Origin of the sequence: Nocardioides imazamoxiresistens (genome assembly GCF_032378595.1) — a bacterium.
Lineage (GTDB): Bacteria > Actinomycetota > Actinomycetes > Propionibacteriales > Nocardioidaceae > Nocardioides > Nocardioides imazamoxiresistens.
In genome coordinates this window covers 17,244-42,351 of sequence record NZ_JAVYII010000004.1, presented here as the reverse complement: position 1 = coordinate 42,351, position 25,108 = coordinate 17,244, and the positions used below count along the sequence as shown (strand labels likewise).

Annotated in this window: 26 protein-coding genes; 7 read left to right on the top strand and 19 right to left on the bottom strand. The window is 73.7% G+C overall.

Annotated elements, in window-relative coordinates; genetic code table 11:
• Position 1: 1 nt before the first annotated feature.
• The 4 genes from RDV89_RS09495 to RDV89_RS09480 all read right to left on the bottom strand — a co-directional run bounded on the left by RDV89_RS09495 (position 2) and on the right by RDV89_RS09480 (position 3,366).
• A complete protein-coding gene (locus tag RDV89_RS09495; protein ID WP_315732769.1) occupies positions 2–1,159 on the bottom strand; it encodes an LLM class flavin-dependent oxidoreductase in 1,158 nt (385 codons plus the stop codon).
• 30 nt (positions 1,160–1,189) lie between these two features.
• Positions 1,190–1,717 carry a VOC family protein gene (locus RDV89_RS09490; RefSeq protein WP_315732767.1) on the bottom strand — a complete coding sequence of 176 codons (528 nt, stop codon included), beginning with the start codon at positions 1,715–1,717 and terminating at the stop codon, positions 1,190–1,192.
• A 27-nt stretch (positions 1,718–1,744) separates the two neighbouring features.
• On the bottom strand, positions 1,745–2,665 hold the full coding sequence (locus tag RDV89_RS09485; protein WP_315732765.1) for an alpha/beta hydrolase: 921 nt from the start codon (positions 2,663–2,665) through the stop codon (positions 1,745–1,747).
• A gap of 149 nt (positions 2,666–2,814) precedes the next feature.
• The gene (locus RDV89_RS09480; protein ID WP_315732763.1) at positions 2,815–3,366 is read right to left on the bottom strand and encodes a dihydrofolate reductase family protein; all 552 of its coding nucleotides are present in this window, start codon (positions 3,364–3,366) and stop codon (positions 2,815–2,817) included.
• Positions 3,367–3,432: 66 nt separating this feature from the next.
• On the opposite strand from RDV89_RS09480, the gene RDV89_RS09475 reads away from it, so the two are divergent.
• Positions 3,433–4,095 carry a vitamin K epoxide reductase family protein gene (locus tag RDV89_RS09475; protein WP_315732762.1) on the top strand — a complete coding sequence of 221 codons (663 nt, stop codon included), beginning with the start codon at positions 3,433–3,435 and terminating at the stop codon, positions 4,093–4,095.
• A 6-nt stretch (positions 4,096–4,101) separates the two neighbouring features.
• Here the strand turns inward: RDV89_RS09475 and RDV89_RS09470 are convergent, their stop codons facing one another.
• Positions 4,102–4,617: a GNAT family N-acetyltransferase gene (locus RDV89_RS09470; RefSeq protein WP_315732761.1), complete on the bottom strand. Its 516-nt coding sequence runs from the start codon at positions 4,615–4,617 to the stop codon at positions 4,102–4,104.
• Between the two features lie 278 nt (positions 4,618–4,895).
• Here RDV89_RS09470 and RDV89_RS09465 point away from each other — a divergent pair, with 278 nt between their 5' ends.
• A complete protein-coding gene (locus RDV89_RS09465; protein ID WP_315732760.1) occupies positions 4,896–5,807 on the top strand; it encodes a hypothetical protein in 912 nt (303 codons plus the stop codon).
• A 133-nt stretch (positions 5,808–5,940) separates the two neighbouring features.
• Entirely contained in the window at positions 5,941–7,419 is a 1,479-nt protein-coding gene (locus RDV89_RS09460) for a carboxyl transferase domain-containing protein (RefSeq protein ID WP_315732759.1), read from the top strand.
• A 67-nt stretch (positions 7,420–7,486) separates the two neighbouring features.
• Here RDV89_RS09460 and RDV89_RS09455 read toward each other — a convergent pair whose 3' ends face one another.
• From RDV89_RS09455 to pdhA, 4 genes are all read right to left on the bottom strand, one after another.
• Positions 7,487–7,660, bottom strand: a complete 174-nt coding sequence (locus tag RDV89_RS09455) for a CsbD family protein (protein WP_315732758.1) — start codon at positions 7,658–7,660, stop codon at positions 7,487–7,489.
• A gap of 189 nt (positions 7,661–7,849) precedes the next feature.
• Positions 7,850–9,229: a dihydrolipoamide acetyltransferase family protein gene (locus tag RDV89_RS09450; protein WP_315732757.1), complete on the bottom strand. Its 1,380-nt coding sequence runs from the start codon at positions 9,227–9,229 to the stop codon at positions 7,850–7,852.
• A gap of 10 nt (positions 9,230–9,239) precedes the next feature.
• Positions 9,240–10,217, bottom strand: coding sequence for an alpha-ketoacid dehydrogenase subunit beta (locus RDV89_RS09445; RefSeq protein ID WP_315732756.1), 978 nt, complete (start codon positions 10,215–10,217; stop codon positions 9,240–9,242).
• Positions 10,214–11,365 carry a pyruvate dehydrogenase (acetyl-transferring) E1 component subunit alpha gene (pdhA, locus tag RDV89_RS09440; RefSeq protein ID WP_315732755.1) on the bottom strand — a complete coding sequence of 384 codons (1,152 nt, stop codon included), beginning with the start codon at positions 11,363–11,365 and terminating at the stop codon, positions 10,214–10,216. The genes RDV89_RS09445 and pdhA overlap by 4 nt, the downstream gene beginning before the upstream one ends.
• 518 nt (positions 11,366–11,883) lie before the next feature.
• Here pdhA and RDV89_RS09435 point away from each other — a divergent pair.
• The gene (locus tag RDV89_RS09435; protein WP_315732754.1) at positions 11,884–12,096 is read left to right on the top strand and encodes a hypervirulence associated TUDOR domain-containing protein; all 213 of its coding nucleotides are present in this window, start codon (positions 11,884–11,886) and stop codon (positions 12,094–12,096) included.
• On the opposite strand, the gene RDV89_RS09430 is transcribed toward RDV89_RS09435, so the two are convergent.
• Complete coding sequence (locus RDV89_RS09430; protein WP_315732753.1) at positions 12,084–13,013, bottom strand: baeRF2 domain-containing protein; 930 nt, start codon at positions 13,011–13,013, stop codon at positions 12,084–12,086. The genes RDV89_RS09435 and RDV89_RS09430 overlap by 13 nt on opposite strands.
• A 303-nt stretch (positions 13,014–13,316) precedes the next feature.
• Here RDV89_RS09430 and RDV89_RS09425 point away from each other — a divergent pair, with 303 nt between their 5' ends.
• Positions 13,317–13,535: a hypothetical protein gene (locus tag RDV89_RS09425; RefSeq protein WP_315732752.1), complete on the top strand. Its 219-nt coding sequence runs from the start codon at positions 13,317–13,319 to the stop codon at positions 13,533–13,535.
• Positions 13,536–13,554: 19 nt separating this feature from the next.
• On the opposite strand, the gene RDV89_RS09420 is transcribed toward RDV89_RS09425, so the two are convergent.
• The 5 genes from RDV89_RS09420 to RDV89_RS09400 all read right to left on the bottom strand — a co-directional run bounded on the left by RDV89_RS09420 (position 13,555) and on the right by RDV89_RS09400 (position 18,420).
• A complete protein-coding gene (locus tag RDV89_RS09420) occupies positions 13,555–14,490 on the bottom strand; it encodes a cation diffusion facilitator family transporter (RefSeq protein ID WP_315732750.1) in 936 nt (311 codons plus the stop codon).
• Between the two features lie 76 nt (positions 14,491–14,566).
• Entirely contained in the window at positions 14,567–15,577 is a 1,011-nt protein-coding gene (locus tag RDV89_RS09415) for a glutathione S-transferase family protein (RefSeq protein ID WP_315732749.1), read from the bottom strand.
• 17 nt (positions 15,578–15,594) lie between these two features.
• On the bottom strand, positions 15,595–16,491 hold the full coding sequence (locus RDV89_RS09410) for a hypothetical protein (RefSeq protein WP_315732748.1): 897 nt from the start codon (positions 16,489–16,491) through the stop codon (positions 15,595–15,597).
• A complete protein-coding gene (locus RDV89_RS09405) occupies positions 16,491–17,498 on the bottom strand; it encodes a zinc-binding metallopeptidase family protein (protein ID WP_315732747.1) in 1,008 nt (335 codons plus the stop codon). The genes RDV89_RS09410 and RDV89_RS09405 overlap by 1 nt, the downstream gene beginning before the upstream one ends.
• A 64-nt stretch (positions 17,499–17,562) precedes the next feature.
• Positions 17,563–18,420: an Rv0361 family membrane protein gene (locus RDV89_RS09400; protein WP_315732746.1), complete on the bottom strand. Its 858-nt coding sequence runs from the start codon at positions 18,418–18,420 to the stop codon at positions 17,563–17,565.
• Between the two features lie 115 nt (positions 18,421–18,535).
• Here RDV89_RS09400 and RDV89_RS09395 point away from each other — a divergent pair, with 115 nt between their 5' ends.
• Together RDV89_RS09395 and RDV89_RS09390 are read left to right on the top strand one after the other, a co-directional pair.
• Positions 18,536–19,864, top strand: coding sequence for a DUF2510 domain-containing protein (locus RDV89_RS09395; protein ID WP_315732744.1), 1,329 nt, complete (start codon positions 18,536–18,538; stop codon positions 19,862–19,864).
• Between the two features lie 10 nt (positions 19,865–19,874).
• Positions 19,875–20,918, top strand: coding sequence for a hypothetical protein (locus RDV89_RS09390; protein WP_315732743.1), 1,044 nt, complete (start codon positions 19,875–19,877; stop codon positions 20,916–20,918).
• Positions 20,919–21,171: 253 nt separating this feature from the next.
• Here RDV89_RS09390 and RDV89_RS09385 read toward each other — a convergent pair whose 3' ends face one another.
• Genes RDV89_RS09385 through RDV89_RS09370 form a run of 4 tightly spaced genes read right to left on the bottom strand, consistent with a single transcriptional unit; the run spans position 21,172 to position 25,080 of the window.
• On the bottom strand, positions 21,172–21,927 hold the full coding sequence (locus RDV89_RS09385) for an SDR family NAD(P)-dependent oxidoreductase (protein ID WP_315732742.1): 756 nt from the start codon (positions 21,925–21,927) through the stop codon (positions 21,172–21,174).
• Between the two features lie 28 nt (positions 21,928–21,955).
• Entirely contained in the window at positions 21,956–22,723 is a 768-nt protein-coding gene (locus RDV89_RS09380) for an enoyl-CoA hydratase/isomerase family protein (protein WP_315732741.1), read from the bottom strand.
• Entirely contained in the window at positions 22,720–23,865 is a 1,146-nt protein-coding gene (locus tag RDV89_RS09375) for an acyl-CoA dehydrogenase family protein (protein WP_315732740.1), read from the bottom strand. The genes RDV89_RS09380 and RDV89_RS09375 overlap by 4 nt, the downstream gene beginning before the upstream one ends.
• 36 nt (positions 23,866–23,901) lie before the next feature.
• On the bottom strand, positions 23,902–25,080 hold the full coding sequence (locus RDV89_RS09370) for a thiolase family protein (protein ID WP_315732738.1): 1,179 nt from the start codon (positions 25,078–25,080) through the stop codon (positions 23,902–23,904).
• Positions 25,081–25,108 lie beyond the last annotated feature (28 nt).

Here is a 25,108-nt window from a genome sequence, read left to right as displayed (position 1 = left end):
CTCAGTCCGCGTCGGCGACGACCGGGCGGTCGGTCCACCAGCTCGGGGGCCAGATCTCGCTGCCCTCCATCACGCCGTCGACGAGCCGACGGCGACGCACCTGCTCCTCCGAACGCCGGAACGCCGGCGCGACGTAGCGCATGAAGAGCTCGTTGGAGCGGCGCCACTTGTCGGCGGTGACCCAGTTCCGGTCGTTGAGCACCAGGGTCCCGAAGGAGCCGACCTGCTCGCGCAGCTCCTGGATCTGGCGGATGCAGTCCTCCGGCGAACCGACGATCATCGGCAGGTTCTCGACGAGGTACTCGAGGGTCAGGACGTCGTCGGACTCGGTCGGGTCGGCCTTCAGCAGTGCGCCGGCGCCGAGCCCGATGATGTAGTCGTACGAGCGCCGGGCGGCCTCGCGCAGCTCCTCGATCGCGGCCTTCTTGCTGTCGGCGACGTAGACCTCACGCAGGATCCGCCAGTCGCGGCGGGCCTCGAGCGGGTCGCGGCCGGCCTCCTTCGCGCCCCGGTCGATGGCCTCTCCCTGGGTGCGCAGGGTCAGCGGCCCGTCGGTGGGGCCGTCGGGGCGGACGTAGTACATGCTCATGGCGCCGTAGCCGTTGCGGCCGCACAGCTCGTACTTTCCCGGCGAGCGCAGACCGGCGACCGCGATGGGCAGCGGGTCCTGCAGCGGGCGGACCTGCAGCTCACGGTCCTTGAACTGCCAGAACTCGCCGTCGTGCGAGAAGGGCTCGACCGCGTCGAGCAGCTGCGCGACGACCGGCAGCGCCTCCTCGAAGCGCTCCGCCGCCGTGTCCGCCGTGCCGAACAGCGCCTGGTCGAACGGCAGGCCGCCGCCGCCGAAGCCGGCGATGAGCCGCCCGTGCGTCAGGTGGTCGAGGAAGGCCAGGCGCTCCGCGACCAGGAAGGGGTCGTGGTACGGCAGGTTGATCGTGCCGGTGCCCAGCTTGATCCGTGACGTGAGGGCCGAGGCCTTCGCGATGTAGTAGTCGGGCACGGGGACGTTCTCGTACCCGCCGGCGTGGTGCTCGCCGATCCAGAACTCGTCGAAGCCGAGCAGCTCGGCCGTCTGGATCTTCTCGAGGTCCAGGTCGTAGGACAGCGTCCAGTTCTCCCACGGGACGTGCTCCGGCATGGAGAAGATTCCGAACTTCATGTGACAGGTGCTCCTTGGGTAGGGCCCGCTTCAGCGGGTGACGCGGGGGGTGGCGTCGAGGTAGAGGGACGACTCCAGGAACTCGATCCGGATGCCGTCGGGGTCGGTCATGTAGATGACCTTCCCGCCGTCGAGGGGGCCTCCGTCGATGGGGACGACGCGCCGGCTCACGGGCTCCAGCCCCATGCCGACGAGTCGGTCGTAGAGCTCGTCGATGTCGTCGACGTACCAGGCGATGTGGCAGGTGCCGGGGTTCGGGTGGTACGGGTCGACCGGCGTCCGCTCGACGTTCTGGTACTCGATGACCTCCATGTAGGCGTTGGTGCCCGGGAGGCGGAGGACCGCCATGTTCAGCGTCGCCTGGGGGAGGTCGATCGCCTCGCGCGTCGTCGGGTCCTCCACCACCCACTCGGCCACGACCTCCAGGCCGATCTGGTCGCGGTAGAACGGCAGGGACACCGACAGGTCGCGCACCTGGATCCCCACGTGGCTGAACTCGGTGGCCGGGTTCTTCGTGACGTCGGGGGCCGGCGTCGAGGTGCTCTCGGTGGAGGTCATGGGTCTTCCTCTCGTGGGTGGGATGGATCAGACGGCTGCGGTCGTGCGGCGCCGGACGAGGCCGGCCACCTCCTCCGCGGCCTGCTCGCCGAGCGGGCTGACGGCGTGGAGGGTCATGAAGCCGTGGATGGCGCCGGGGTACTCGAGGACGTCGCAGGGGACCCCGGCCGCGGCGAGGCGATCGGCGTACGCGATGCCCTCGTCGTGCAGCGGGTCGTACCCGGCCACGAGCACCACGGCGGGCGCGAGACCGTCCAGGTCGTCGACCCGCAGGACGGAGGCGCGGGGGTCGAACCGGTCACCGTCGCCCACGTAGTGGTCCCAGAACCAGTCCATGTCGGCCGCGGTGAGCAGGTAGCCGTCACCGTTCCTGCGGTACGACTCGCGGGTCAGGTCGGCGTCGAGCACCGGGTAGAGCAGGACCTGCAGGTCCAGCCGCACGCCCGCGTCGCGACTGGCGACGGCGGCGGAGGCAGCCAGGTTGCCGCCCGCGCTGTCCCCCATGACCACGACCGGGTAGGGGTAGGTGGCGGCGGCCCAGGCGACCGCGTCGGCGGCGTCCTCGGCCGGGCCGGGGAAGCGGGTCTCCGGGGCGTGGCGGTAGTTGACGTTGACGACCACCGCGCCGGAGGTCGCGGCGAGGTGGCGGCAGAGCTGGTCGTGGCCCTCGAGGTCCCCGAGCACCCAGCCGCCGCCGTGCAGGTAGACGACGACCGCGACGGGCTCGTCCACGGGCAGGTACGCACGCGCCGGCAGGTCGCCCGCACGGGTGGGCACCGAGAGCTCCTCGACCGCGCGGACCGGCTCCTGCCGCGTCCGCATCGTGCGCAGGAACTCGGCGTTGCCGGTGCGGGCGTCAGCGACGCTGCCCGCCGTGATCGGCGGGGCACCGGCGGCCGCCGCCTGCTCCAGGAAGCCCGCCAGACCGGGGTCGATCGCAGGTCGCATCGCCGCTCCTCGCATGCCGGGCGATCGGGGTGATCGCCGTCACACGAGGATGGGTTCGCTCGGCGCGGGCCTTCAACGGCGAGCGGTCGAATCGCTCCGCACTCTGCGCAAAACGGATAGTCGGGCCGGGGCCCGGCGACGCGTACGGGTCAGCGCAGCGCCCACCGCTGGAACGCCACGCCGCCCGTGAACACGCGCGCCTCGAGCGGGCGCTGCCCCTGCGCGACGAAGCCGTCCGGGAAGAGCAGGCGACCGCGGCCCTGGACGGCCGGGTAGACGAACAGGCGGACCTCGTCGACGAGGCCGGCGGCGAGCAGGGCGTGCGTCAGGCGGATCGAGCCGGTCACGACGATGTCGTCGCCCGGCTGCTCCTTCAGCGCCGCGACCTCGGCGAGGACGTCGCCCGTGACGACCGTGCTGCCGGCCCAGTCAGGGTCGGTGAGGGTCGCGGACACCACGTACTTGTCGATCCGGTTCAGGTAGTCCGTCACCCCGGTCTGGTCGTCGACGCGGTCGCGCCAGAAGCCGCGGAAGTCGGTGAACGTCTGGCGGCCGAGCAGCACGGCATCGGCCTGCGCGTCCTGGCGGTGGCTCTCCTCGACCAGGTCGTCGCTGCCGGTGGTCGGGTCGAACCAGTCGTCGAGCATCTCGATCCGGCCGTCGAGGGTGATGTTCTGGGTCACTGCGAGCGTTCGTGTCATGTCTCCTCCTGGACGTGCCGACCCGTCCGGCCACGTCGACTCATCGCTCGGCGCTACATTCATGGGGTGAGCAGCACGACCGTCTCCGACGAGCTGGACCTGACGCCCGACGAGCTGCGGGAGCTGGAGGCGTACGACGCCCGCCACCGCGACCGCCGCCTCGCCTGGCTGCTGGTCGTCGCCGGCGCCGTCGGCTTCGTGGCCGCGGTGACCCTGCTGCTCGAACGGATCCAGCTGCTGATCGACCCCTCCTACGTGCCCTCCTGCAGCATCAACCCGATCCTCAGCTGCGGCTCGGTGATGACCACGGAGCAGGCGCGGGTCTTCGGGTTCCCGAACCCGGTCATCGGTGTCGCCGCGTTCCCCGTGCTGCTCGCCGTGGGCGCGGGGATCCTGGCGGGGGCCCGGTACGCCGCGTGGTTCTGGCGCGGGCTGCAGCTCGGCGTCGTGCTGGGCGCGGTGTTCGTGGGGTGGCTCGTGTGGCAGAGCGTCTACGAGATCGGGGCCCTGTGCCCCTACTGCATGGTCGTCTGGGCGGTGGTGATCCCGCTGTTCTGGGCCGTCACGCGGCGCAACGTCGACGCGGGCGTCCTCGGCGCGGGCCTGCGCGACTCGGCCGTCGGTCGCGCGCTGCGGTCGTGGTCGGTGCTGGCGACGGCGCTGACCTACCTGCTCGTGATCGCCGTCGTGCTCGTCGAGTTCTGGGACTACTGGTCGACGCTGGTCTGAGGCGCCCTACGGCCTGCCCGCGTCCGTGCTCCCGACCGGGCGGGCCCGCCACACGACGTCGAGCGCACGGGAGCCGGTGGAGCTCGGCTCGACCCGCTCGACGGCGAACCCCTCCCGCTCGTAGAAGGCCGCCGCCCGGACGTTGCCCGCGAAGTGCTCGACACTCAGACGCCGCACGTCCGACGGGAGCGCGTCCTCGACGGCGGCGACCAGGCGGGGACCGAGCCCGTGCCCGCGCCTGCCCGGGTCGACGTACAGCTTGTAGAGGACGACGTCCTCGCCGGCCCGACCGTGCTGCGCCACGCCCACCACGCGGTCGGCGGCGGTCGCGACGACGATCCGGCCCTGCACCGCAGCCGGCAGGATCTGATCGGGCCGCCACCAGCGGGCCACCTGCTGGTCGGCCGCCTGCGCGCCGATCAAGGGCGCGTAGTGCGGGCGGACGTGGGCCTCGCCGAACGCGCACACCTGGGCGACGTCACCGGCCGCGGCCGTCCGGATGACCAGGTCGTGGGCTGCCACGAGGCTCCCTCCCGTCGGTTCGTCGTCGGCCCGGCCACGTCCGGCACGAGCTCGGTCCGACCTCCCCATCATGCGCCGCGCGTCGGCACCCGGGTCCGACCGCCCGTGAAGCGCGCCGGGGAGGTCGTGCGGCGGCAGCCCTCCGGCCGGCGGGCCCCGTCGCGAACGAGCGACCCACAGGTCTGGGACAGGTCCTGCCCACGCCGGACACATCGACCGCCGTGACCGTCGACGGGGCGGTGCGCACCCGGCGTGCCGCGTGGACGGAAGGACCTTCCATGCCCCCCACCACACTGAGCACCGGCATCGTCCGGACCGGTGCGCTGGCCGCCTCCGGCGTCATGGCGCTGTCGTTCGCGGCGTACGCGAGCGCGGACACGCCGGACGCAGGCGACGGCACGACGGAGCGGCCCGGCGGCCGGGGCGCCGCCGGGCTCGTCACCTCCGTCGGCGACGACAGCGCCGAGGTCGAGGGCGCCGACGGCACCGTCACGGTGACCTGGACCGACGACACGACCTTCACCGAGCGCGTCGAGGGGTCCCTCGACGACGTGGCCGTCGGCAGCTGCGTGGCCGTCGGACCCGCGGGCGACGTGACGGTCCGCGAGGCCGTCGACGGCGAGTGCGGGCCGGTCGGACCCGGTGGCCGCCCGGCCTCCGACGAGGACGCACCCGAGCCGCCCGCCGACGGCGAGGCGCCGGCTCGCCCGGTGCGGGGCATCGTCACCGCGGTGTCCGACACCGGCTTCACCGTCGAGTCGACCGCGCCGCGGCGGGGTGGCGACGACACGGACGCCGACGCCGAGGCCGAGTCGGTGACGGTCACGGTGGACGACGACACGACCTTCTGGCTGGTCGTCGAGGCCGACTCCTCCGCCGTGCAGGAGGGTCGGTGCCTGACCGCACGCGGTGCGGCCGAGTCCACCGACGAGACCACCGACGAGACCGCCGACGACTCCACCGTGACGGCGGCGGCCGTCACGGTGGGCGACGCCGTCGACGGCGAGTGCGCGAGCGGTCCGGCCGGGCCGGGCGACGCCGGCGGTCCCGGCGCCCACGGCCCGGGCGCGGACGGCACGGATGGCCCCGGCGCCCACGGCGACAGGGGCCCCGGCCGCGGTCCGGGGGCGGACGCGGAGGACGACGACCCGGCCGGGGAGTCCGACACCGCCACGCCGTCGGCTGCCTGACCAGGCCGGCCGAGCGCACGATCGAGAGGTTCGTGGCGAGGTCCGGTGCTGTGACCGTCGTGGACGTGGCACGGCACCGGACCTCGCCGGGTGTCCGGCGGGTCCTCCTGGGGCCCACCGCTACCGTTCGCGCATGACGACGCGGTTGACCTCCCACGACCTGATCGACCTGGTGCTCGACGAGGGGTCGTGGCGCTCCTGGGACACGGCGCCGGTGCGCGGCGAGATCTCCGAGGCGTACGCCTCCGAGCTGGACGCCGCAGCCGCCAAGGCAGGCACCGACGAGTCGGTCGTGACCGGCGAGGGCCTGATCCGGGGCCGCCGGGTGGCCGTGCTGCTCGGCGAGTTCCGCTTCCTCGCCGGCTCGATCGGCCGGGCGGCGGCCGACCGCGTCGTCGCGGCCGTGGAGCGGGCGACGGCCGAGGGGCTGCCGCTGCTGGCCGCGCCCGTCTCCGGCGGCACCCGGATGCAGGAGGGGACGCCCGCGTTCGTGCAGATGGTGCGGATCTCGGCGGCGGTCGCCACGCACAAGAAGGCGGGACTGCCCTACCTGGTCTACCTGCGCCACCCCACCACCGGCGGCGTGATGGCGTCATGGGGCTCGCTCGGCCACGTCACGGTCGCCGAGCCCGGGGCCCTCGTGGGCTTCCTCGGCCCCCGGGTCTACGAGGCGCTCTACGGGCGGCCGTTCCCCGAGGGCGTGCAGACGTCGGAGAACCTGTACGCCCACGGCATCATCGACGCGGTCATCCCGCCCGAGGACATCCCCGACATCGTCGACCGCGCCCTGGCGATCCTGCTGGCCCGCCGCGAGGGCGTCGGCACCGTGAAGGCGCCCGAGCTCGGGCCGGTGCCGGACGTCGAGACGTGGGAGGCGGTCACGCGCTCGCGCGACCCCGAGCGTCCGGGCGTACGCCGCCTGCTGCGCTACGCCGCCAGCGACGTCGTGCTGCTCAACGGCACCGGGCAGGGCGAGGCCGACCCCGGCCTCATCATCGCGCTCGCCCGCTTCGGCGACGCCCCGTGCGTCTTCCTCGGGCAGGACCGGCGCGGTCAGACCCGCGAGCACCCGATGGGCCCGGAGGCGCTGCGCGAGGCCCGCCGCGGCATGCGGCTGGCCTCCGACCTCAAGCTGCCGCTCGTCTCGGTCATCGACACCCAGGGCGCCGCCCTCTCGGCCGACGCCGAGAACGGCGGCCTCGCCGGTGAGATCGCACGCTGCCTCGCCGACCTGGTCACCCTCGACGCCCCGACCCTGTGCCTCATGCTGGGCGAGGGCAACGGCGGCGGAGCGCTCGCGCTGCTGCCCGCCGACCGGGTCGTCGCGGCGCAGCACGCCTGGCTCTCCCCGCTGCCGCCCGAGGGCGCCAGCGCGATCGTGCACCGCGACCTCGACCACGCCGCCGAGATGGCGCGCGCCCAGCAGGTCCGCGCCCTCGACCTCGCCGCCCGCGGGGTCGTCGACGTCGTCGTGCCGGAGCAGCCCGACGCGGCCGAGGAGCCCGAGGCGTTCTGCCACCGGGTGGGCACGGTGCTCGAGCACGAGCTCTCGCGGCTGCTGGTCGCGGGCGCCGGGTCCGTCGCGCAGCGCTCGCGCCGCTACCTCTTCTGAGCCTCGCGGCACGCAGACGGGCCGGTCCGTCGCCGGACCGGCCCGTGGCAGGAGCCTCGCTGCTGCGTCAGCCCTTGAAGACGTCCTTGACGTTCTCGCCGGCCTGCTTGGCCGAGGACTTGGTCTGGTCGGCCTTGCCCTCCGCCTTGAGCTCGTCGTTGCCGGTGACGTTGCCGACGGCCTCCTTGGCCTTGCCGGCCAGGTCCTCGGCAGCGTTCTTCGCCTTGTCCGCGATACCCATGATGATCCCTCTCGGTCGACGTCGCCGGCGGGGAGCCCGTCGGCCTGACACAGGTTGGTCGTGGGTCGACCCCGGATCGTCACACCGGATCCGGGTGATCTGAGTCACACGGTGCACGACGGTCGGCCGGGCCCCCGTGCCCGGCCGACCGCCGCCCCTCCCCGTCCCCGGACCGCGGACGCGCGGCCGCTACAGCAGCAGGCCGTCCGCGGGGTCGTGCAGCACGGTGGCGACGTCGGCCAGGAAGGCCGACCCCGTCGCCCCGTCGATGTGCCGGTGGTCGAAGCTCAGCGTCAGCGTCGCGACGTCGCGCGGCACGATGCGCTCGCCGTCGGCGTCCTCGACGACCCACGGTCGCCGTTCGACCGCGCCGAGGCACAGGATCGCCGACTCGCCCGGGTTGATGATCGGCGTGCCGCCCTCCATCCCCAGCACCCCGACGTTGGTGATCGTGAACGTTCCGCCCGCCTGGTCGGCCGGAGCCGTGCGCCCCTCCCGCGCCGTCGCGGTCAGCTCGCCGATCGCACGCGCCAGCTCCGGCAGGGGCAGCAGGTCGGCGTGCTTGACGTTGGGGACCACCAGGCCGCGGGGCGTGGCCGCCGCGATCCCGAGGTTGACCCGGTCGCGCAGCACGACCTCGTCGCCGTCGGGCCCGGTGTCGTAGCGGGAGTTGAGCAGCGGCGAGCGACGCATCGCGAGCGTGACCGCACGCGCCAGCACGACCAGCGGGGACACCTTGACGTCCGCGAGGTCGCGGCGCGCGCGCAGCCGCTCGACGTACGCCGTCGTGGCCGTGACGTCGACGGTGGTCCAGATCGTGACGTGCGGGGCCGTGAACGCGGACGCGACCATCGCCTGCGCCATCGCCTTGCGCACGCCCTTGACCGGCTCGCGGCGGGTCTCGTCGGTGCTAGACATAGCACCGGACGCGGCCGGCTCGGTGGCCGCCGACGCCACCGCCGGCTCGCCCGCGCCGGCGGGCACGGCGACCGCGGCCTCGACGTCCTCGCGCGACACCGTGCCGTGCGGACCGGTCGGGATTAGCGTGGCGAGGTCGATCCCCAGGTCCGCGGCCAGCTTGCGCACCGGCGGCTTGGCCAGGACGCCGACCGGCTCGGGCGCGACGGCGGGCGTCGGCGCACCGCGCCGGGGCCGCCGGGTCGTGCCGGTCTCGCGGGGGCCGTAGCCGACGAGCGTCTTCGGCTGCTCCGCGGCGGGCTCGTCGGCGGCAGGTGCCTCCGCGGGCGCCGCCGTCGGTGCCTCCGTCGGCACCTCCACGATCGTCTCGACCGGTGGCGGCTCGGCCGCGGGCGGCGGGCTCGCCGGCGCCGCGGCGGGCTCGCCCACCGCGATGATCGGCGTGCCGACCGCGACGGTCTGCCCGACCTCGACGAGCAGGGCGGTGACCTCCCCGGCGTACGGCGACGGCAGCTCGACCACCGACTTCGCCGTCTCGATGTCGACGAGCGGGTCGTTGACCTCGACCACGTCGCCGACCTTCACGTGCCACTCGACGATCTCGGCCTCGGTGAGGCCCTCGCCGACGTCCGGCAGCAGGAACTCCGGCATGCCGCTCCCCTCAGAAGTCGAACGTCCGGTCGACCGCGTCGAGGACGCGGTCGAGGTCGGGCAGGTAGTGGTGCTCGTTGCGCGCCGCCGGGTAGGGCGTGTCGAACCCGCCGACCCGCAGCACCGGCGCCTCGAGCGAGTAGAAGCACTGCTCGGTCACCCGCGCGGCCACCTCGGCGCCCATGCCGAGGTTCACGTGCGCCTCGTGCACCATCACGGCGCGACCGGTGCGGCGCACCGACGCCACGACCGGCTCGAGGTCGAGCGGCGACAGGGTGCGTAGGTCGATCACCTCGATCGAGCGGCCCTCCGCGACCGCCGCCTCGGCGGCGGCCAGGCACGTCTTGACGGTGGGGCCGTACGCCAGCAGCGTCAGGTCGCGGCCCTCGCGCACGACCTTCGAGGTGAACAGCGGCGCAGGCGCGACGGAGGTGTCGAGCTCGGCCTTGTCGGCGTGGTACTGCCGCTTGGGCTCGAGGAAGATCACCGGGTCGTCGCAGGCGATCGCCTGCTGGATCATCCAGTAGCCGTCGACCGGGTTCGAGCAGGCGACCACCTTGAGACCCGGCGTGTGCGCGAACTGCGCCTCCGGGCTCTCGCTGTGGTGCTCGACCGCGCCGATGCCGCCGCCGAACGGGATCCGGATGACGACGGGCAGCCGCACGCGGCCCTTCGAGCGGTACGACATCTTCGCGAGCTGCGAGACGATCTGGTCGTAGGCGGGGTACACGAACCCGTCGAACTGGATCTCCACGACAGGGCGGTAGCCCCGCATCGCCATGCCGATCGCCGTGCCGACGATGCCGGACTCCGCGAGCGGCGAGTCCATCACGCGCCGGTCGCCGAAGTCCTTCTGGAGGCCGTCGGTGATCCGGAAGACGCCGCCGAGCCGGCCGACGTCCTCTCCCATCAGCACGACCTTGTCGTCGGAGTCCATCGCCGACCGCAGGCCCTCGTTGAGGGCCTTCGCCAGGGTCACCTTGCTCATCGGGCCACCTCCGTGCCGGTCGTGTCGAACTGGGCGAGGTACGCCGCGTACCCCTCCCGCTGCTCCTCGATCTCGGGCGTGGACTCCGCGTAGACGTGGTCGAACAGCGCGAGCGGCTCGGGGTCCGGCAGCTCGCGGCAGCGGCGCCGCAGGTCGGCGCCGAGGTCGGCGGCCTCCTGCTCCAGGCCCGCCACCCAGGCGTCGTCGATCGCGTCGACGGAGCGCAGGTACGCCTCCGTGCGCGCGATCGGGTCCTTGCGGCGCCACGCGTCCACGTCGGCGCCGGCGCGGTAGCGCGTCGGGTCGTCGGTGGTGGTGTGCGCCCCCATCCGGTAGGTGTACGCCTCGACGAACATCGGGCCCTCGCCGGACCGCGCGCGGTCGGTGGCCGCACGCATCACCGCGTACGTCGCCAGCGCGTCGTTGCCGTCGACGCGGACGCCGGGGAAGCCGAAGGCGGGTGCGCGCCAGTGCAGCGGCGTGCGCGACTGGCGCTCGATCGGCGAGGAGATCGCCCACTGGTTGTTCTGGCAGTAGAAGACGACGGGCGCGTCGTAGGTCGCGGCGAAGACGAAGGACTCCAGCACGTCGCCCTGGCTCGAGGCGCCGTCGCCGAAGTGGGCCACCGTGCAGGCGTCGCGGGTGACGTCGCCCGAGCCGACGAGGCCGTCGGCGGCCTGGGCCATCGCGTACCCCGTCGCGTGCAGGGTCTGCGCGCCGATGACGATCGTGTAGAGGCCGAAGTCGTGCTCCGCCGGGTCCCACCCGCCGTGGTCGACGCCGCGGAACAGGCCGAGCAGCTTGCCGGGGTCGATGCCGCGCACCCACGCCATGCCGTGCTCGCGGTAGGTCGGGAAGACGAAGTCCTGGCGGCGCAGGCCGTGGGCGGCGCCCACCTGCGCGGCCTCCTGGCCGAGCAGCTGCGCCCAGATGCCCAGCTCCCCGTGGCGCTGCAGCGCGGTGGCCTCGGTGTCGATGCGTCGCACCAGCACCATGTCGCGGTGCAGGGTGCGCACGAGGTCGTCGTCGCCGTCGAAGGCGTAGTCCGGGTGCTCGGTCCGCGCGCCCTCGGGCGTCAGCAGCTGCACGTAGTCCGGTTCGCACTCCGCCGACTCGTGGGCCGTCGGCGCGCCGGTCAAGATCGTCATGACACGCTCCTCGCTCGACGTCGGGGTCTCCGGCGCCGGGCTCGTCGTGACGACCCCCGTGCGGCGCGGGGTGGGCGCCACGGGTGGGGTCGTCGATCTGGTGTTGTGACCCAGGTCACTGGGTGCACCCACCGTAGCCGACGACCCTCCGTGAGCGCGAGACGAGACGTGCGTCACGCGTCGCCGTCGTCGTCGATCGGGTACCGGCGCGGGGCGTCAGCCCGCCCCCGCCTTGGGCGGCGGGTCTAACGTCGCACGTCACAAGGGCCACGACCGGCCGGACAGACCGTCCGACCGGCGGGTCCACCACAGAGGGAGAAAGCCATGAACACTCGGACCATCGCCATCGCCGCGCTCGTCATCGCCGTGATCGTGCTGCTCTTCTTCCTGCTCTGAGCAGGCCGGCCGACGCCCCACCCCGGGGGTGGTGCGGCCGACCGCACGACACACCGGACGGCGGACGGGTCCTCGGACCCGTCCGCCGTCCGTCGTCACCACCGCGGCCGTACGTTCACGTCATGACGATCCGCACCGGTACGACGGTCCAGTGGTCCTGGGGCAACGGCACGGCCTCGGGGAAGGTGACCGAGGTCCACCACGACGAGGTCTCCCGCACGACGAAGGGCGAGACCATCAAGCGCAAGGGCAGCGACGACGATCCCGCCTACGTGATCGAGCAGGAGGACGGGACCGTCGTGCTGAAGCTGCGCAGCGAGGTTCAGCGGGACTGAGGGGGCTGGGGCCCGTCGGCCCAGCGCAGCACGGCGTTGACGGGCGTACCCCCCGTCTGCGCCGCCGGCACCACCACGACGTCGGCCTGGGTCGCCGCCGCGACCGCGATCAGCACCCGGTCGGCGGGCGCCTCGTCGCCGAGGCCGGCCGGGACCGGCAGGCCGGGGTACGCCGTGGGGTCGACCCGCAGCTCGCTCGCCGCCTCCAGGTCGACGAGCAGCTGCTCGACCTGGCCCCGCACGAACGCGTCGAGCACGTCGTCGAGACCGCGGGCCGCGGTGCCCGCCTGGCCCTCGCCCGCCCCCAGCCGCTCGAGCACGGCCGCCTCGCGCCCGGCCTGGTGCGCCGCGACGGCGACCTCGACCTCCGTCCACAGCGCGTCCGCCGAGGCGCCGGGCGCCCGGCTGCCCGAGGCGAGGTGCACGACCTCGACCGCCAGGCCGGTCAGCTCGTCGGCGACCAGGTGGCGGGCGCGCTCGTCGCCCGCCAGCAGGACCAGGTCGAGCGACCGGGTGCGCACGCCCTCACGCAGCGCCGCGGCGACGTCCTGGGCGTTGCGGCGCCAGGTCTGCTCGGAGTGGCGCTGGTACTCCGGTTCCGCGACCTCCACCCCGACCTGGTGCTCGTGCAGAGTGCGGCCGCCGTGCGTCGTCACCTCGGCGCCACGGTGGTCCACGGCGTCGAGGAAGGAGACGTCGCCGCCCTCCCGGTCGCACAGCGCGATCGCGAAGGGCACCCGGCTCTCGGCGGCGGAGACCCAGGCGGCGAGGTCCGGCAGGGGAGCGACCTCGGCGACCTCCGGGAAGCGGCCGTCGCCGGGGAGGGTGTCGTCGAACAGCACGCCGTGCGGGCCGGCCACGATCGTGCGACGGGCCTGGCCGGGCACCTGCGGCGGCTCCAGCAGTCGCTCCCCCACCTCCTCGACCACCTGGGGGGTCGACGGCGTCGCGCTCGAGGGCGTGGCGCACGGTCGTCCAGCGCGTCTTGGCCTGCTGGCGACCGTCCTCGCCCGGGCGGCCGACCTCGGCGCGGACGGTGACGTAGGGACCGGACTGGTTGACGAGATCGGCGATGGGGGTCAGCTTCACTGCGGCCTCCGTTGCGGTTCGGGACGTCCGGACCGGCACCCGGCCCGGCTACCGCGTCCCACCGTAGGAAGACGGGACAAGGGCGCCCGCCGGCCGGGCATGCTCCGGCGACGCGCGGCAACCGGGTCGCCATGAGCGAGCACGAGCAGCCCGGAACCCCGCCCGACGAGGTCGACCCCGACGCGACGCCGCGCGAGGACCTCCCGCCCCAGGACCCCGAGGCGCACCAGCCGGGCGGACCCGAGGACCCCGCCGGCACGCCCGGCCTGGGCGGCACCATCGCCGGCCAGGAGAGCGGCTTCCCCGTCGCCGACGGCCGCACCTACCCCGAGGACGACGAGCGGGCCTGAGGCCCCGCCCCGCCGGGACCTAGTGCGCCTCGCCCAGGTCCTCGTGGGCGCGGTGCGAGACGGGCTCGATCTGGAACGTGGCGTGCTGGACCTCGAAGTGGCCGGCGACGCAGTTGCTGACCCGGTCCAGCATCCCGCCGACGCCGTAGGCCGCCAGCGCCTCGTCGGTGACCGTCACGTGCGCGGACAGCGACGGCAGGCCGGACGTGATCGTCCAGGCGTGCAGGTCGTGCACGTCGACCACGCCGTCCATCTCCTTGATGTGGCGCGTGACCTCGGCGAGGTCGAGGTCCTCGGGCGCCACCTCCAGCAGGACCCGCAGCGCGTCGCGGGCCAGGGTGAGGGCCCGCGGCACGATCATCGCGGCGATCAGCAGCGACGCGACCGGGTCGGCCTGCTGCCAGTCGGTGAGCAGGATGACCACGCCGGCGGCGATCGCGAAGACCGAGCCCAGCAGGTCGGCCATCACCTCCATCATCGCGCCGCGCAGGTTCAGCGAGCCGGTGTCGGAGCGGCTGAGCACCGCCATCGAGACGCCGTTGGCCACGAGACCGGTGAGGGCGAAGAGGACCATCGGCCCCGCGTCCACCTCGCCGGGATCGGCGAGGCGGGTGACGCCCGCGTACACCAGCACCCCGCCCAGCACGAGCAGCACGACCGCGTTGACGAGCGCCGCGAGCACCTCGGCGCGGTGGTAGCCGAAGGTGGAGCGCTCCCCGGCGGGCCGGGCGGCGACGTACGAGGCGCCCAGGGCCAGGAGCACGCCCCCGGCGTCCATGGCCATGTGCGCTGAGTCGGCGAGCAGCGCCAGCGACCCGGTCAGGACGCTGCCGACGGCCTGCAGCACCATCACCGACCCCGTGACGGCCAGGACGATCTTCAGTCGTCGGCGGTCGGCGGCCCGTCCGGCGCCGTGGCCGCCGCCCCCGTGACCGTGCCCGTGACCGTGCCCCATCACCGCTCCTCGGCTCGACTCCTCGTGGCGACGGCGACCATACCCCCGAGGGGTATCCTGCGGCTGGTTCTCATGGTCAGCGGACGGCGAACCCCGGCGTCGGCCCCAGCCGGTCCCGGTCGTGCGGCGCGTGCCAGGACGCCAGGTCCGGGCCCTTCGGCACGACCTGCGTCGGGTTGATGTCGGAGTGCACGACGTAGTAGTGCCGCTTGATCTGCTCGAAGTCCGTGCTCTCCCCGAAGCCGGGCAGGGCGTAGAGGTCGCGGGCGTACGCCCACAGCGCCGGCATCTCGCTGAGCTTCTGGCGGTTGCACTTGAAGTGGCCGTGGTAGACGGGGTCGAAGCGCGACAGCGTCGTGAACAGCCGCACGTCCGCCTCGGTCAGGCGGTCGCCCATGAGGAACCGGCGGTCGGTCAGGCGCTCCTCGAGCCAGTCCAGCGCGGCGAACAGGCGGTCGTAGGCAGCGTCGTACGCCTCCTGCGAGCCCGCGAAGCCGCAGCGGTAGACCCCGTTGTTGACCTCGGTGAAGACGCGCTTGTTGACCTCGTCCATCTCCTCGCGCACGTCGTCGGGCCACAGGTCAGGGGCGTCGTCGCGGTGGTGGTCGCGCCACTCGAAGAAGAGGTCGTGGGTGATCCACGGGAAGTCGTTGGTGACGACCTTCCCGCTCTCCACCTCGACGACGGCCGGCACGGTGATGCCGCGCGGGTAGTCGGGGATCCGCGCGAAGTACGCCTCCTGCAGCCGCTCGATGCCCAGCACGGGGTCGCGCCCGTCGGGGTCGAGGTCGAAGGTCCACGAGCGCTGGTCGTGCGTGGGGCCCGGCGTCCCCAGCGAGATGACGTCCTCGAGGCCGAGGACGCGGCGCACGATGATGGCGCGCGTGGCCCAGGGGCAGGCCTTGGCGGCCACGAGCCGGTAGCGCCCGGGCTCCGCCGGCCACAGCGGCACGTCGGCCGGCCCGTGCTCCGGCCGGCGCGGCTCGCCGGTCGCCGGGTCGACGGCCGTGATGCGGTCGGGGATGTAGTTCATGTCGCGGTCGAAACCCTTGCCCGGCGCGACGTAGCCGGGTGCCTCGCTCGTCATGGCACCAGCGTAGGGAGTCAGTACACGGGCGCCGGCGGGCGGCCGCCGGCGCGACGGCGGCCCAGCGCACCCACGACCAGCGGGACCACCACCAGGGCCACGGCCGCGACGGCCGCGATCCCCAGCACCCACCAGGCCCGGTTCCGCAGCTCGCCGAGCAGCGCACCGAGCACTGCCGCCGCGAGGTCCCGGTCCGCGGCCGCGACCTGCAGCTCCGCGATCTCCTGGCCCGCCGAGACGCCCGCCAGCAGCAGTCCGGTCGTCACGACGGTGCCGACCGCGGCGACCAGCCCCACCACGATCCGCGCCCGGCCCGGCGCCACCAGCACCGCGAGCGCCAGGACGACCAGGGCCGCGACCGGCAGCCAGGCCCCGCCGGCCACGACCGCCTGGTACGCCTCCTGCGCGTCGTCAAGCCGGTCCGGGGGCGCCGTGCGGAACGTCAGTCCGCCGTCGGGCCGGTCGGCCACCTCGATGCCGTCGTCGCGCAGCAGCGCCGCGGCCGCGTTGTAGAGCTCGGTCAGGTCGATCGCGAGGTCGCCGTCCGCGGTGGTCGCGTCGCCCCGCAGCACGCGCACGAGCTGCTCGTGCGCCACCCGGTTGGCCTCGCGCCACGCGGTGTCGAACTGCTCCGACCCGACGACGTCGCGCACCGCCGTCGCGACGCTCGGCGACGCGACCGCGGAGGCCTCGGCGCCCAGCTGGTTGGCCACCGTCGAGTCGAGCGCCGAGGTCAGCCGCGTGGTGACCTCGTCGACCACGAGCGGGTCGTCGGCGAGCTGCGCGACGTTCTCGACGTACGCGTCGGTGTCGTCGACCTGGGAGCTCGCCCAGGACGCGGTGAGGGCCGCCGGCGCGAGCACCGCGAACGCCAGGGCCAGCAGGACGCCGAGCCCCGTGCGTACCGCCCCCATCAGGTCGCCTCGCCGCCGCCGGGGCCCGCCGGCGCCAGCGAGGCGACGAAGTCCAGCTTGTCGAGCACGGCGTCGGGGATGACGAACGGGTAGAGGTCGCCCTTGCCCATGGAGCGGTTGATCTGGTTCAGCGCGATGCTCAGCGGCACCCACACGCCGAGGACGAGGTCGCGGAACGAGCCGAACCCGGCGGGGTTGACGGTCACCAGCCCGAGCTCGGCGGCCGTGTCGACGGTGTCGTGGATGTGCAGGAAGTGCGCGAACGTCTCGGCGAAGTCCTCGAACGGGTGCATCGTGGCGTAGGTGGTGATGAAGCGCTCCTCCCACCCGTCGGGCGGTCCCTCGCTGTAGTGGCGGTCGATCTCGGCCTGGTAGTCGGCCGTCTCGTCGCCGAAGAGCTCGCGACAGCGGTCCTGCAGCGGCCCCGGGGTGACCACGACCATCTGCAGGTAGTGACCGATCTCGTGGCGCAGGTGGCCGAGCATGGTGCGGTACGGCTCGCCGAGCTCGGTGCGCACCCGCTCGCGGCGCGCGTCGTCGCTCTCGGCGAGGTCGATGGTGATGACGCCGTTCGCGTGCCCGATCACGACGTTCTCGTCGACGCTGCTGAGCATGTCGAAGCAGAGCCCGCCGACCGGGTCCTCGTCCCTGCCGACCACCGGCAGGCCGAGCGTGTCCAGCTCGATGACGAGGTGGCGCTTGGCCGCCTCCGCGGCCGGCAGCTGACCCAGACCCTCGGCGTCGTCGTCCGAGGGTCTGGTGCGGGTCAGGGAGCAGGCGTCGCACCGGGCGCCCTCGGCGGGGGCGAGCCAGTTGCAGCCCGCGAGCTCGCGGTTCGCGCAGCGGAACCAGGTGGCTCCGGTGTGGTCGGTGTAGCGGCCGTCGTCACCCACGGGGACGAGCGCGCGCTCCGAGCGGGAGAACCCCAGGGCGCTCCCGCAGGAGATGCACAGGGAGTTCTCGAGGTAGAGGTCGTTCTCGCAGACGCGGCACCGGAAGGCCTTCACCCCGGAATACTGACACGGCCCCGAAGTGATCTCCGGGGCCGTGTCGGTCGTGCGTTCGGGTGCCTCAGAGGCCGCCGTCGACCTTCCAGTCGCCGTCCTCCTTGACGAGGTCGAGCGTGTCCGAGCCCTCGTCGTCGATGAACTCGGCCGCGCCGTCCTCGTCGCCCGTGTACTCGATCGTGTAGTCGAAGTCGACGGTCGCGGTGTCGCCGTCCTCCTCCGAGCCGGTGATGTCGATCTCGAAGCTGACGTCGTCGGGGTCGAAGCTGCCGCCGCCCTCGATCTCCTCGTCGGCCGCCTCGCCGTAGGCCTCGCAGCTGTCGACGTCGAGCGCCTCGAACTGCTGCTCGCGCGACTCCTCGCTGCTCAGCTCGCACAGCGTCTCCGCGTCGCCGTCCTCGAGCGCCGAGAAGTAGTCGTCGGCCACGGACTCGGGGTCGTTGCCGCCGCCGAGGAACACGAAGAGCAGCACCACCACGAGGATGACGGCGACGAGACCGCCGCCGATCGCGGCGATCAGCTTGACCGGCGCGCCGGACTTCCGCGGCTGCTGGCCGTACGGCTGCCCGTACGCCTGCTGGCCGAAGCCCTGCTGGCCGCCCTGCTGACCGAACTGGCCCTGCTGGCCCGGCTGCTGGCCGTAACCCTGCTGACCACCCTGCTGGCCGTACGGCTGCTGCTGGGCGCCCTGGCCGTAACCCTGCTGGCCGCCCTGCTGGCCGTACGGCTGCTGCTGGCCGCCCTGCTGGCCGAAGCCCTGTCCCCCGTGGCCGCCGCCCGGCTGTCCCTGCCCGGGCTGGCCGCCCCCGGCGCCGGCCGGGCGGACGTCCGACGTCCACTGCTGCCCGTCCCACCACCGGAGTCCGCCCTGCCCGTCCGGGTACCAGCCCGCCGGCGTTCCGCCCTGTCCACCGTTGCTCATGGGGGCATCCTTCCTGATCTCGCCCGCACTGTCGCCCCCGGCCGTGGCTCGGACGGACGAGGAGGCCGACCGCGCGACGCATGAGCAGCCACCGGAGTGGGTAGAGGGGCCCGCCATGAGCACCCCTCCCGGCTGGTACGACGACGGCAGCGGCACCACGCGGTGGTGGGACGGCGAACGCTGGTCCGACGCCCCGCCCGCCGGCGGCCCGTCGGCCGGCCAGGAGGCGCCCGCCTGGCAGGCGGGCCCGGCGCCGTACGCCTCGGCGTACGGCTCCGAGCAGCCCGGCCAGGGCTTCGGCGGCGGGTCCGCGACGGGCGGGGCCGGCGGGACGGGTGGCGGCAAGGGTCGGCTCGCGGCCGTGCTCGCCCTCGTGCTGGTCATCGTCGGCGCCGGCGGCGCCTCGCTGTTCTTCCTGCTGCGCGGCGGCGACGACGCCCCCACGGCGGAGGAGGAGCGCGAGGAGGACCGCGTGCAGACGGCCGTCGAGGCGCTGTGGGCGGTCGAGACCTGTGAGGACGAGCTGGCCCTGACGACCGGCGAGCGGCTCGAGATCCTCGAGTCGGTCGTCGACCAGGACAGCCCCTACTGCGACGAGCTGACCGCGTTCACCTACGACCTCGGCGTGCGCGACGTCGTCGTCGAGGGTGACGAGGCGACCGCGGTCGTCGAGGTGACCGCCACCTACGACGGCTCCGAGGAGCGCTACGGCGACTACGAGCGGGTCGTGGACCTCGAACTCGAGGCGGTCGACGGCGAGTGGCTGGCGTCGCGGCGCACGATCTACTCGGCGACCCCGGAGGGTGCGCTGGAGGCGTACATGGAGGCCGCGACCTGCCAGGAGGCGCTGGAGGTCGTGACCGGCACCCGCTACGACAAGGTCCAGACGGCGATCGACGACGACGGCTCCTACTGCTCGTGGGCGACCGAGACCACGTACACGATCGACGTCGAGGACGTGACCGAGGACGGCGACACCGCCGTCGTCGAGACGTCGCTGGTCACCGAGGGCGGCGAGGGCGTGCAGGTGCCCCACGACCAGACGACCGGCACGGCCGAGAACACCGACCTGGGCTGGATCCTGGAGGACACCTCCTCGGCCGCGTCGGCGGCCTACCAGGCGGCGTACGACTGGTACGTCGCGACGTCCTGCGAGGCGCGGCTCGAGCAGTCGACCGGCGCCATGGCCGCGGAGGTCCAGGCGGGCATCGAGGCGGCCGCCGCCGGCGAGTTCTCGATCTGTCCCGCCCTGCCCGACGTGACGTACGTGATCACCGCGGTCTCGGTCGAGGTGTACGGCGGGGACGCCACCGTCGTCTACGACGTCGAGGGCACCTACAACGGCACCGGGCCCTACCAGGACTACGGCGAGCGCGCCACGGTGCAGCTCGAGGAGTCCGACGACGCCTGGCTCGTGGCCAGCGGCACCGCCACCCCGGCCTGAGGCCGAGCACGTGGGAGGGGCGAGGGCACGGACCGCGCTCGCGGCCGCGCTGGTGGCCGTCATCGTCGTCGCCGGAGGCGCGACGGTCTGGGTGCTGGCGCGCGGGGGTGACGGCGCCCCGGCGGCGCCGCCCGCCGCGGAGACCGAGGTGGAGGACGCCGTCGAGGCCGTGCTCGCGGCGCAGAGCTGCGAGGACGAGCTGGCGCTGAGCGACGGCGAGCGGCGCACGACGATCGAGGCCGCGGTCGACCAGGACAGCCCCTACTGCGACGAGCTGGCGGAGTACGCCGTGGAGTCGTCCGTGCGCGACGTCGTCGTCGAGGGCGACACGGCGACCGCGGTCGCCGACGTCACCGCCGCGTACGAGGGCTCGGAGGACCGCTACGTCGACGTCGACCGGGTGCTGGACCTCGAGCTGGAGCAGCGCGACGGCGACTGGCTGGTCGTGCGCCGCACCGTCTACTCGACGACGCCGGAGGGCGCGCTGCAGGAGTACCTCTCGGCCGCCACCTGCGAGGAGCAGCGCGAGGTCGTCACCGGCTTCCGGCTCGACAAGGTCGAGGAGGCGCTCGACGACGCGGACTCCTACTGCGCCGACAGCGTCGAGACCACCTACTACCTCACCGTCGAGGACGTCACCGAGGACGACGACGTCGCCACCGTCGAGGGGTCGCTGGAGGTCGAGCGGCCCGGCAACCGCGTGCCGTTCGACGAGACCACCGCGACGGCCGAGCTGACCGAGCTCGGCTGGATCCTGGAGAACACGACGTCCGAGGCGTCGGAGGCGTACAACACCGTCTACGACTGGCACACCGCGAGCTCCTGCGCCGACCGGGCCGACCTCTCCACCGGTGCGGTGGCGACCGAGGTCGCCGCCGCCGAGCAGGCCGCCGCGGCCGGGCAGCCGTCGGTCTGCACCACCCTCGCCGACGCCGGCGTGACCGTGACGCCCCAGACCTCGCAGGTCGTCGACGGCGCGTCGTCGCAGGACTACGAGGTCGAGCTCGAGGACGTCGACGGCGAGTGGCGCGTGGCGGCTCAGACGGAGGTGTGAGGCGGACGCGGTCCCATGGCCTCGGCCCAAGCGGCCAGCTGGGACCCCGTGGGACCCACCTGCCGCGCCGCCCCACGTCCGCGGGCACCCGCCGTGCGACCGTCGGCGGGAAGGCCACCGAGAAGCGCGCGCAGGTAGCGCGCCTGCGTGACGGGCAGGTCGATCTCGCCCTCGACCCCGTGGAGTCGCCGGACGACGGTCCCGCGGTCGCGTCGTGCCGTGTCGTCGGTCGCCACGATCCTCGTCCCCTCGCTCAGCCGAGCGTCGCGCCGCCGTCGACGTACAGCGTCTGGCCCGTGACGTAGGAGGCCTCGTCACTGGCCAGGAAGCAGACGGCCGCGGCGATGTCGGCGGGCTCGCCGACGCGCTTGACGGGGTTGTGCTCGGCGTTGAGCCGGCGGAACTCGTCGACGTCGAGCTTCAGACGTGCCGCCGTGGCGTCCGTCATCTCGGTGGCGACGAAGCCGGGGGCGACCGCGTTGACGTTGATGCCGAACGGTCCCAGCTCGATGCCGAGCGTGCGCGTCAGGCCCTGCACACCCATCTTCGCCGCCGAGTAGTTGGCCTGCCCGCGGTTGCCGAGCGCGGAGACGCTCGAGAGGTTGACGATCTTGCCGTACCGCTGCTCGACGAAGTGGCGCTGCACCGCCTGGGTGGTCAGGAAGGCGCCCCGGAGATGAACGCCCACGACCAGGTCCCAGTCCGCCTCGGACATCTTGAACAGGAGGTTGTCGCGGGTGATCCCCGCGTTGTTCACCAGCACGTGCACCCCGCCCAGCTCGGCGACCAGCCGCTCCACCGCGGCATCCACCGACGCCTTGTCGGCGACGTCGGCGCCGATCCCGACCGCCTGGCCGGGCAGCCGGCTCGCCGCGTCCTTCGCCGCGGCCTCGTCCAGGTCCAGGACGGCGACGGCGGCGCCCTCCTCGGAGAACCGCTGCGCGGTCCCGAACCCGATGCCCCTCGCGGCACCCGTGATGACGGCGACCCGCCCCTCGAAACGTCCCATGATGCTTCCTCTCCGGTTGGTGGATCCTTCAGCGGGCCGCGAAACGGGCCAGCCGCGACGTCGCGGCCGGCAGCTGCACAGCGGCACCGATGACGTCGGCCTCGGCCCTGCCGGCCGCCTCTCGGGTGGTCGTCCAGGACGCCCGCACCAACGCGCGGGCCTGGGCGAGGGCGTACGTCGGCCCGCTCGCGAGCTCGAGCGCCATCTGATGGGCGCGCCCCAGGGCCTCGCCCTGCTCGGCGACCTGCGTGACCAGGCCCCAGTCCCGCGCCTCGTCCGCATCCAGCACGCGGCGCGTGAGCAGGAGCTCGAGCGCCCGCTGCTGGCCGACGGCACGCGGCAACGACCAGGACAGACCGCAGTCGGGCGTCAGTCCGACACCCGCGTAGGCAGAGGCGAACCGGGTGCCCGCCTCCGCGACGACGACGTCGCACGAGAGCATCAGGGCGAGGCCGGCACCCGCGACGGCGCCCTGGACGGCGGCCACGACCGGCCTGCGGAGGTCCCCGAGCGCCAGCAGCGCCTCGTCGACGACGAGGGCGAGCTCGCGGACGTACGCCCCCCGGTCCTCCGCCCCCACCATCGCGGCCACGTCGCCCCCGGCGCAGAACCGGGCGCCCGCGCCCGAGACGAGCACCGACCCGACCCGGTCGTTGTCGGCGATCCGGCACACCGCGCTCCGCAGGGCCCGTGCGGTGGGCAGGTCGAACGCGTTGGCCGACGACGGACGCGCCAGCGCCAGGTGCGCCACGCCGTCCCGCACCTCGAGGTCGACCCCCACCTCCTCCGGCGTCATGCGGCGGCCCGCTGCAGGACCGCACGGCTCACGATCAACCGCATGATCTCGTTGGTGCCCTCGAGGATCTGGTGGACGCGGAGGTCGCGCACCACCCGCTCGACGCCGTACTCCGAGAGGTACCCGTACCCGCCGTGCAGCTGCAGCGCCGCGTTGGCGGCGTCGAAGCACTGGTCGGTGACGAACTGCTTCGCCATCGCGCAGAGCTTCGTGGCATCGGCGGCGCCGGCGTCGAGCGCCGAGGCGGCCCGGTCCAGGAGGCAGCGCGACGCCTCGAGCGCGGTTTCCATGTCGGCCAGGCGGAACTGCAACGCCTGCTGGGCGCTCAGCGGCTTGCCGAACGCGATGCGCGAGTGCAGGTGCGCCGCCGCCCGCTCGACGGCCCATGAGGCGCCGCCGAGGGAGCACGCGGCGATGTTGATCCGACCACCGTCGAGTCCTCGCATCGCGATCGCGAACCCGTCGCCCTCCTCGCCGAGGAGGTGGGAGGCCGGCACGCGGACATCGTCCAGCACCACCTGTCGGGTCGGCTGGGCGTTCCACCCCATCTTGCGCTCGTTCGGTCCGAAGGAGAGACCCCCGCTGTCGCCGGGCACGAGGAACGCCGAGATCCCTCGGGCGCCCTCCGACCCCGTGCGGGCCATGACGAGGTACGCGTGGGAGGTCCCCGCCCCCGAGATGAACTGCTTCACGCCCGACAGGACGTACGCGTCGCCGTCACGGCGCGCGACCGTGCGTAGCGCCGCGGCGTCCGAGCCCGCGTCCGGCTCGGTCAGGCAGTAGCTCGCCAGGCAGCGCATCGACGCCAGCCCCGGCAGCCAGGCGGCCCGGACCTCGTCGGACGCGAAGGTGTCGACCATCCACGCGACCATGTTGTGGATCGACACGTACGCCGCCACCGTGACGTCCCCTCGCGCCAGCTCGGCGACCAGTCGCGCGGCGTCGCGGCGCGAGAGCCCGGCACCGCCGTGCTGCTCGCCCACGTACAGTCCGCCCAGGCCGAGCTCACCGGCCCGGGCCAGTGCCTCGACCGGGAACCTCTTGGACTCGTCCCGCTCCTGTGCGAACGGCTCCAGCTCGCTGGCCGCGAAGCGGCGGACGGCCACCACCATGGCGGCGAGGTCCTCGGCGTCGAGATCCATCAGGTCTCCCTCGGTGCTCGGGTCCGGTGGTGCGGTTCAGACACGACGGAACAGGGCCGCCAGCGCCTGGCCGCCGCCGATGCACATCGTGACCACGCCCAGCTCGCCGTCGGTGCGGGCCAGGTGCTTGGCCACCCGCAGCGACAGGATCGCGCCGGTCGCGCCGACGGGGTGCCCCATGGCGATCGCCCCGCCGTACGGGTTGGTCCTCTCGGGGTCGAGCCCCGCGTCGCGGACGACCGCGACGGCCTGGGCCGCGAAGGCCTCGTTGCACTCCACGACGTCGAGGTCCGACGGCGCGGTGCCGGTCTTCTCGAACAGTGACCGCAGGGCGAGGACCGGTGCGTACCCCATCACCTCGGGCTCGAGCGCCCCGGTCGCGACCGCGACGAGCTCGACGAGCGGCTGCCAGCCGCGCTCGGCGGCCGCGGTGTCGGTGGCCAGGACGACGGCGGCCCCGCCGTCGTTGATGCCGGACGAGTTGCCGGCGGTGACGCTGCCACCCGAGGCGAACGCCGGCCGCAGCGCAGCAAGGGTCTGGACGGTCGTGCCGGGCTTGGGGTGCTCGTCGGTCTCGACGACGACCGACCGGCGCCCACCGGTCTCGACGCTCGTGATCTCCTCGGCGAACGCGGCCTGGGCCTCCGCCGTCGCGGCGCGACGCTGGGACTCCGCCGCGAACTCGTCCTGAGCCGTCCGGCTGACGTCGTAGCGCTCGGCGACGTTCTCTGCCGTAACGCCCATGTGCACGCCGTGGAACGGGTCGGTCAGCATCATCACGGTCCCGTCGGCGAGTGGCCGGTCGCCGAGCCGGTAGCCGTCGCGCGCGCCGAAGTCGTAGAACGGCATCCGCGACATCGACTCGGCACCGCCGGCGACCGTGACGTCCAGATCGTTCCACCGCATCTGCATCGCGGCGGACCAGATGGACTGCAGGCCCGATCCGCACAACCGATTGACCGTGTAGGCCGGCGTGCTCGTCGGGAGCCCGGCCGCGACGGCCACGCGGCGGGCGAGGTACGCGTCCGGACCCACCTGCCCGATGCACCCCATGACGACCTCACGCGGGTCCTGCGGGTCGGCCCCGGCGCGTGCCAGCGCCGCCCGGACAGCCGTGGCACCCAGCTCGTGGGCGGGTACACCGCTCAGCGCACCGCCGAAGCTGCCCACCGGTGTGCGGGCGCCGTCCACGACCACGATCCGTGCCGAACTCATCCTGGGCCCTCCTCCTGGCGCGGTCGGC

Coding starts and splice junctions, on each gene's coding strand:
- RDV89_RS09375 (WP_315732740.1), bottom strand. CDS start 23,865: ATGGATCTCGACGCCGAGGACCTCGCCGCCATGGTGGTGGCCGTCCGC.
- RDV89_RS09380 (WP_315732741.1), bottom strand. CDS start 22,723: ATGACGCCGGAGGAGGTGGGGGTCGACCTCGAGGTGCGGGACGGCGTG.
- RDV89_RS09455 (WP_315732758.1), bottom strand. CDS start 7,660: ATGGGTATCGCGGACAAGGCGAAGAACGCTGCCGAGGACCTGGCCGGC.
- RDV89_RS09420 (WP_315732750.1), bottom strand. CDS start 14,490: ATGGGGCACGGTCACGGGCACGGTCACGGGGGCGGCGGCCACGGCGCC.
- RDV89_RS09480 (WP_315732763.1), bottom strand. CDS start 3,366: ATGACACGAACGCTCGCAGTGACCCAGAACATCACCCTCGACGGCCGG.
- RDV89_RS09495 (WP_315732769.1), bottom strand. CDS start 1,159: ATGAAGTTCGGAATCTTCTCCATGCCGGAGCACGTCCCGTGGGAGAAC.
- RDV89_RS09400 (WP_315732746.1), bottom strand. CDS start 18,420: ATGAGCAACGGTGGACAGGGCGGAACGCCGGCGGGCTGGTACCCGGAC.
- RDV89_RS09485 (WP_315732765.1), bottom strand. CDS start 2,665: ATGCGACCTGCGATCGACCCCGGTCTGGCGGGCTTCCTGGAGCAGGCG.
- RDV89_RS09465 (WP_315732760.1), top strand. CDS start 4,896: ATGCCCCCCACCACACTGAGCACCGGCATCGTCCGGACCGGTGCGCTG.
- RDV89_RS09490 (WP_315732767.1), bottom strand. CDS start 1,717: ATGACCTCCACCGAGAGCACCTCGACGCCGGCCCCCGACGTCACGAAG.
- RDV89_RS09435 (WP_315732754.1), top strand. CDS start 11,884: ATGACGATCCGCACCGGTACGACGGTCCAGTGGTCCTGGGGCAACGGC.
- RDV89_RS09425 (WP_315732752.1), top strand. CDS start 13,317: ATGAGCGAGCACGAGCAGCCCGGAACCCCGCCCGACGAGGTCGACCCC.
- RDV89_RS09415 (WP_315732749.1), bottom strand. CDS start 15,577: ATGACGAGCGAGGCACCCGGCTACGTCGCGCCGGGCAAGGGTTTCGAC.
- RDV89_RS09385 (WP_315732742.1), bottom strand. CDS start 21,927: ATGGGACGTTTCGAGGGGCGGGTCGCCGTCATCACGGGTGCCGCGAGG.
- RDV89_RS09395 (WP_315732744.1), top strand. CDS start 18,536: ATGAGCACCCCTCCCGGCTGGTACGACGACGGCAGCGGCACCACGCGG.
- RDV89_RS09445 (WP_315732756.1), bottom strand. CDS start 10,217: ATGAGCAAGGTGACCCTGGCGAAGGCCCTCAACGAGGGCCTGCGGTCG.
- pdhA (WP_315732755.1), bottom strand. CDS start 11,365: ATGACGATCTTGACCGGCGCGCCGACGGCCCACGAGTCGGCGGAGTGC.
- RDV89_RS09370 (WP_315732738.1), bottom strand. CDS start 25,080: ATGAGTTCGGCACGGATCGTGGTCGTGGACGGCGCCCGCACACCGGTG.
- RDV89_RS09410 (WP_315732748.1), bottom strand. CDS start 16,491: ATGGGGGCGGTACGCACGGGGCTCGGCGTCCTGCTGGCCCTGGCGTTC.
- RDV89_RS09450 (WP_315732757.1), bottom strand. CDS start 9,229: ATGCCGGAGTTCCTGCTGCCGGACGTCGGCGAGGGCCTCACCGAGGCC.
- RDV89_RS09460 (WP_315732759.1), top strand. CDS start 5,941: ATGACGACGCGGTTGACCTCCCACGACCTGATCGACCTGGTGCTCGAC.